This window comes from Rhizobium sp. CF122 (genome assembly GCF_000282035.1).
Taxonomy (GTDB): Bacteria; Pseudomonadota; Alphaproteobacteria; order Rhizobiales; family Rhizobiaceae; genus Rhizobium.
In genome coordinates, this window is sequence record NZ_AKKA01000051.1 from 1 (window position 1) to 6,453 (window position 6,453).

Below are 6,453 nucleotides of genomic sequence, written 5' to 3' on the forward strand. Positions count from 1 at the left end.
TATTGATACTGCTGAATGAATGGGCGCTCCACCAAGTCGAGCGCTTCCATCGAAGCCATGATGTTGGCGATCGAACCATGCACCTGTAACGATGCCGGCTGATGACCGCGCGTCTTGGCGATCACCGCGGTCTGGATGAGATCGCGCACGGTCGGCATCAATCGCTGCTTGGCGTGGTCGTCGGCATTGTTGCCGCGCAAGAAAGATGGGCCTGCAGCGTGACTGTGTTCGGGTCGATCAATGTCGATGTGATCCTCCGGCTTAACCGGTTGCCTGGCCGTGGCGACACCGTTCTGGGCGAGTATCTGCAGCCCCCCTGCCGGGTGGCAAGGGAGCCAACCAGGCGCTTGCGCGCGTCGCGCTGGGGCGGCGACGCGTGTAACCATACGCGAAGGCCCGACCGGTCAGGCTTTGATTGCTGCGGAAGATTCGGACGAAAACAATATCATCGTCCTTTCGGCGGCTCACCAAAGTCCGCCCCAGCGACGCCGACAGGGCACTGGCCCAAATGGTCGCCGGCGAGTGCTGCCGCTATAGGTGGAAATACCGGTGGAAAGTACGAGTCGCGCGTTGCAAGTTGCGCGGGAGAGAGGCGTTACTTCTGTTTACAGCACCGCGCCTTGCACGGCCGATGTTCCGGCCTTGGCGCCGGATGCCGGAGTTTTTGATGAGCAGTGAAAGCGAATTCGAGTTGTTGGCGGCGGCGCTGGGACTACCGTCCGATCCGGACGAGGCTGTGTGTCTTCTCGCCGAAAAGCACCGGCGCGCGCAAGCGTCAACGTAATTCATCCTCTCCGACATCGACGAAAACGGTCAAATCGAAGAGCACATTGAGCCGATCCCACGGCCGTTCGCGCAACAGCAGATAATTGCCTTCGCAGATGATGATCTGATGATCTGATGATCCGGTTCCGCGCGAAATCAGTCGCCGGCTCGCCCGCGCTATTTTCATGGGGCGTCGAATAGGAACGACGAGGATGTCGTCCTCATTTGATTTTAGGCGTTGGAGCATGTGCCGGAGCGTGTGGCGACCCAGGGCGACCAGAAGGGCATCGTCGAAATAGAAGCCGTCCATTGGGAAGAGCGCAGCGGTATCGTGCGCATCTCCATTGAGGATTGCGACGGCGTGTTCGGCCATGGCCGGGTTCAGTTTCTGACAGGCGAATTATAGGAGCACGAGGCCCGCAGGCTTTGTGATCACGACAGGCTGATCAGGGGGCTGATCGAAGCTTCGCTCAGTGATTCTGCATCGCTATGATCCTGCTCCCTCTCACGTCCGGCTGTGTTGATCTCCTTTCGCGCCCAGAGGCTGGTGCTGGCGATAACAGCGCCACCGATGACCAGCACTCCGGCCCATAAGAGGGATAGGTCGAACGCGGCCGTTGTGAATGAAGCGACGAAAAGGGCTCCGACAAACGGCTCGACATAAGAGAAGGCCCCGAGCGCCTGAATGTCCCCTTTCTTCAGCCCATGGTCCCAGAAATAGATGGCGAGCCCCATAGGCAAGCAGCCAAGCGCAGCCATCGCCAGCCATTCAGCCGTCGTGGGCCTAACCCACTCTTCAAACGACAGGTGGGCGACGTATGAGACGATGGCGGACGCTGCGTAAAACATTCCGAGAGCCGAGGAAGGAACTTCCGGCAGTGTTCTCGTCAGAACAGAATAAATCCCCCAGAGCGCCGCCGCAACGCCGATCAGCGAGAGATAGAAGGTCGCTCCCGCCGAAAAGGACGCTTCGCTGCTGCCGGCATCTACCAGACTGATGACGCCCGCCAACCCCATCAGCGCGCCGACAATGTGCCACCATCGGAGCCTCTCTCCCGGGAGGAAAGCAGACCCGAGCACGATCATAAGCGGTGTCGTTCCCTGAAGAAGGGCCGCGGCTGCCGCGGGCGCCTTCTGCGTAGCGTAGTAAATGCAGGCATGGTAGCCCACCAGCGAAATCACCACCAGCAGCCAGACGCGGGGTGGTTGACGAAATGCGGCAAGCGGGTGGCTGCCTGTGACAAGCCACACGAAAGGCGACATCGCGGCGGCGAAGAGAAATGCGGTCGCCACCATCTGAAGAGGCGGAATGGCCGTGGTGAAGGTAACGAGTGTCGTCTCGGTGGCCCAGAGGATGACTCCCACAGCTCCGACCAGCGAGGCGACCAAACGGCTGGAGCTGAATAAAGACATCGCGCTTTGCCTTTATTCACCCAGTGCCACGACGGTGTCGGCATAGAAGCCGTTGAACTGCGTGCGCATCGACAGGCTGTACGCACCCATCATGCCGATTTCGATCCAGTCGCCCTCGCGAACGTCTTCAGGCAGATTGAACGGTGCTCCCAGCACATCGTTCGAATCGCAGGTGGGCCCATAAATCTTGAAATCGACATTGGGGGCCGCCCAGCGTGTGCCGTTCCTGATAAGCCGGGTCGGGCGGTGCTCCTTGGGGTGACCGAGCTCCTGCAACGTACCAAAAACGCCATCATTGACGAAAATGTTCGATCCTCGGCGCATCACCACCTGAACGATTGCCGTCCCCGCCGTTGCCACGAGGCTTCGGCCCGGCTCGCAAAGCACGATGCAGCCGCGCGGCAGCTCGATCATTCGCACCGCTCGGACGATGTTCCCGAAATAGTGCTCTCGCCCCTCGATCTTGTCGCCTGGATAAGGTGCTGGAAAACCGCCCCCGACGTTCAGCACGCTCAAGGGAACGCCCGCCTTGGTCGCGATCTTTCCAGCGAGTTCCACGGCTGCGGCAAACGCGCCGGGTGCCAGACATTGCGAGCCGACATGGAACGAGATCCCGGCCCTGATGCCTCGCGCGTGAATGGCCTTCAACATTTCGGCTGCGTCGCTGGGCTGGGCACCGAACTTGGTGGCGAGAACATACCTTGCGTCAGCGGGACGGGTAGCCAGGCGGACGGCGATCACCAGGTCGTCCCTGGAGCCAGCTTCGTCGACGATCTTTTCAATCTCTTCCATACAGTCGGCGGTATAGAAGCGAATGCCATGATGTTCGCTTGCAGCACGTATGGCGGGCCGTGTTTTCGCCGGGTTGTTGAAAAACTGGCCGGCAGCCTTCCCAAACAGGCCGTCGATCAGACGGATCTCATCCAGCGACGCGACGTCAAAATCCGTAATGCCGGAGCGATAGAGGGTCTCGAGCACGAATGGGTGAGGATTGCACTTGACCGCATAGAGCGCTCGGCCGGGAAACGACTGAAAGCTCTGCGCAGACTCCCGCAACTTCGCGGGCGAAATGCAAAAAACCGGTTCTGTTGGCTGCAATTGAGCAATAATAGTGTTCACGTCAGGATAGCTCGCGAGTGGAGTACCTGTGTGGCGAGCCTTCTCCAGCGATGGAATGGAACTTTGTATCCGTGCCTGGAGCTGGCGCGGGGACAAATCCGGCTCGTCTAGGACGGCAGACGCGGTTTGCGCAGTCATTTCAATTTTCCTGTTTGATTTCTGTTTGCGGCTAGGCTGCTACAATTGATAGTATGTCCGACCCTTCCCAGCGTTCGATGAACGCGGTGAGTTCCGTTGCTGTGATGGGCTTACTGAAATAAAATCCCTGGAGTTGGTCGCATCCTTCCTTGGTGAGGAAGCTGGCCTGCTCGATCGTCTCCACTCCCTCGGCGGTCGTCACCATGTTCAAGCTCTGACCGAGACTGATGACCGACTTCACAATCGCGCCGGACTTATCCTTGCTGCTCATATCTCCGATGAAGGATCTGTCGATTTTGATTTTGTCGAACGGAAACGAGTTGAGATAACCCAAGGATGAATACCCGGTGCCGAAGTCGTCCATCGCAATCCTGACACCGAGGCTCTTCAGACCGTTCAATATCTCGAGCGCGGCTGTGGCATCGTTGATAAGGACACTCTCGGTAATTTCCAGTTCCAGACGTGCTGGATCAAGGCCCGTTCGAACAAGAACACCCTTTACGCTGTCGACAAGGTCACGGCCTCGAAATTGGATAGGCGAGAGGTTGACGGCGACCCGGAGCTGCGGCCACTCGAGCGCCTGCAGACAAGCTGTTTCAAGAACCCATTCGCCAATAGCGACGATCAGGCCCGTCTCCTCTGCGAGTGGAATGAATTCCGCTGGTGAGACAAGACCCCGTGTGGGGTGGCGCCACCGCACTAGCGCCTCGACCGCTGCCACTGCACGCGCCTCAAGATCGATGAGTGGCTGGTAGTGAACTTCAAGCTCGTTCTTGAGGACTGCCTGGCGCAGGTCATATTCCAACGCCTTGCGGGCTTGAAGCTCCACGTCCATCTGCGCTTCGAAAACCCTATAGGTCGCGCGGCCGGCTTGCTTTGCCCTGTAGAGCGCGATGTCGGCATTCTTCAGGAGCCGCTCGGGATCGTTGTCACGAGTATCCGCAACCGCGATGCCAACGCTGACGCCGATATGAAGGTCCTGGCCGTCGAGTTGGAATGGAGCTCTCACAACCTCGATAAGCCGTCTGCTGAGTTGTTCGGATTCAAGAGGCTGGTTCACACCGACCTGGATGATCGCAAATTCGTCGCCGCCGAGCCGGGCGACGGTGTCGCTTGCACGGACACAGCCCAAAAGCCTGCTCGACAGTTGCTGGAGAAGGATGTCGCCGGCACCGTGCCCAAGTGTATCATTGATCTCTTTGAAGTGATCGAGGTCGAGACAGATGATGGAAACGCGCGATGTCTCGGCGGCATTCGCCGCCAAGGCAATGTTGAGCCGTTCGCGGAAAAGTACGCGGTTCGGCAGGCCGGTCAGAGCATCATGGTGTGCCAGGTGCGTTGCGCGCTCCTGTGCCTTGACCTCCTCGGTGATGTCGGTTGCCGTACCACGGAAACCGAGGAATTCACCGCTCGCACCTGTAATGGGACGTCCTGCGAGCCGGCAGATGCGCGTTTGGCCGCCTGCATCGCGATAACAGCATCTCAGATCCCGGAATGACGTCCGCTCGTTGGTTTCCTCGATCAGCCGGCGCCAACCGTCGGTATCGGCGTCGCTGGAAAAAAACTGTTCAAGCGTCTTGCCCAAGACGCTCGCCGCCGCAACTCCCGTCACTTCCGTGAAGCGGGTCGAGAAGTATACCAGCCGCAGAACGTTGTCGCTCTCCCAGATCCAGTCCGAGGATGCCTCCGCGACATCCTTAAAGCGAGATTCACTCTCCTTGAGCGTCTGTGCATAAGCTTCGACTGTCCTGGCCGACTCCTCCAGAGCGCGAGTGGACCGGCGGGCATTGCGGACCACCAGTATGGAAAAAGCGGCGAGGATAACAAGCGCGACTGCCAACGGCGGCAGGATGAAGCGGAGCAACTGGTAACCAGGCTTGGCTGGAAACCAGGTAATCGAGCCGAGGTAAACCCGGTCCTGCGTCAGCAAGGGGATCGAAGCCTCTGCGTCGGTGGGATTGGTGGGCGAGATCGCCAGCCCATCTAAAAGATAGTCGCGGCCGATGCGGTCAAGGAACTTCTGATCTAGTTTCTTGGCAAACACCAGCATCGACAGATCCCTAGGCCGAACCGTCGATCTTTCGATGGAAGGGGGAAGAATTCCGGTGGCGGCGACAATGAACACGTCTTCCCCGGACTTGATGATGCTTGTGACCGGATCAGTCTGTATCGAGGCGACATGTAGGAGATCTTTCAAGCCATGCGGCATCACTTGAAGCGCATCGACCTTTTGGGGCGTTCCGTGGACCACCGCGTATACGGTCTTGCCGCTTGGATTGATCGCAAAGGCCATCTCGTAGCCTAGACCTTCGTAAATGTTCGCCCCAACGTTTCCGTCGGTCGCGGCCCATTCGGCGTTCACGGTGTCGTGGAGGTTCTTGTATACATCTTCCCAAACTGCGTAGTCGCGGAGGTTGCGGGCAACTTCCCTTGCCTTAACCTGAAGGGCGGTGGTTGCGAGTTTGGTCGAGGCTTCGACCTCAAGTTTGTTCTGACCGCTTGCGGATACAAGCACGAAACCCAGCACGACCGCGATTGCGACGACCACGATGCTGGCCATGGGGAAAATAATACGTCTGGTGAAAGTCTCTGCCGACAGAGTCTGACTGTTTAAACTGACTGTATTCATGGCGCCCCGCCCCAGTTCTGTTTCATAAACACTATGCTTCAACTGCAAACGATACGTTAAAATCTGAAGTTGCATAACTCTACGGTTAATTCAAAGCTTACATTTAATGCGAATTACTACGGTCTATAATCCTCGCAGGTCGATCCCGGGCTACGGACTGGCTGGCAGATCGTAGACGAGTGACGTGCCCCGGTTTAATTAGGCTGACGTGCCCCGCTGCGGTTCAGCACCAACGCCGCCGTCTGGCATTTTTCGGCACGTCCTAAGATCGCATCACAATCTCATCTGCTGGCGACGTTGCAAAAGATCTGTCGCCAAAACTCCGCTTGCAGGTGGATTCAGACGCCAGACCATCCTTTCGACGCTACCGGCTACTGCCGGCCGCTGCC

At 58.2% G+C, this 6,453-nt stretch carries 4 protein-coding genes and 1 pseudogene; all 5 read right to left on the bottom strand.

All coding sequences use genetic code 11. The annotated features are described in order from the left end of the window. Positions 1 to 386: pseudogene (locus PMI09_RS31250) on the bottom strand (hypothetical protein); the annotation flags it as partial. 389 nt (positions 387 to 775) lie between these two features. Next, positions 776 to 1,138, bottom strand: a complete 363-nt coding sequence (locus PMI09_RS10210; RefSeq protein WP_007792311.1) for a hypothetical protein — start codon at positions 1,136 to 1,138, stop codon at positions 776 to 778. Between the two features lie 59 nt (positions 1,139 to 1,197). Then, positions 1,198 to 2,178, bottom strand: a complete 981-nt coding sequence (locus PMI09_RS10215; RefSeq protein ID WP_007792314.1) for a DMT family transporter — start codon at positions 2,176 to 2,178, stop codon at positions 1,198 to 1,200. Between the two features lie 12 nt (positions 2,179 to 2,190). Next, the gene (locus tag PMI09_RS10220) at positions 2,191 to 3,435 is read right to left on the bottom strand and encodes a diaminopimelate decarboxylase (protein ID WP_007792317.1); all 1,245 of its coding nucleotides are present in this window, start codon (positions 3,433 to 3,435) and stop codon (positions 2,191 to 2,193) included. 31 nt (positions 3,436 to 3,466) lie between these two features. Beyond that, positions 3,467 to 6,064 carry a bifunctional diguanylate cyclase/phosphodiesterase gene (locus PMI09_RS10225; protein ID WP_007792320.1) on the bottom strand — a complete coding sequence of 866 codons (2,598 nt, stop codon included), beginning with the start codon at positions 6,062 to 6,064 and terminating at the stop codon, positions 3,467 to 3,469. Positions 6,065 to 6,453: the final 389 nt, after the last annotated feature.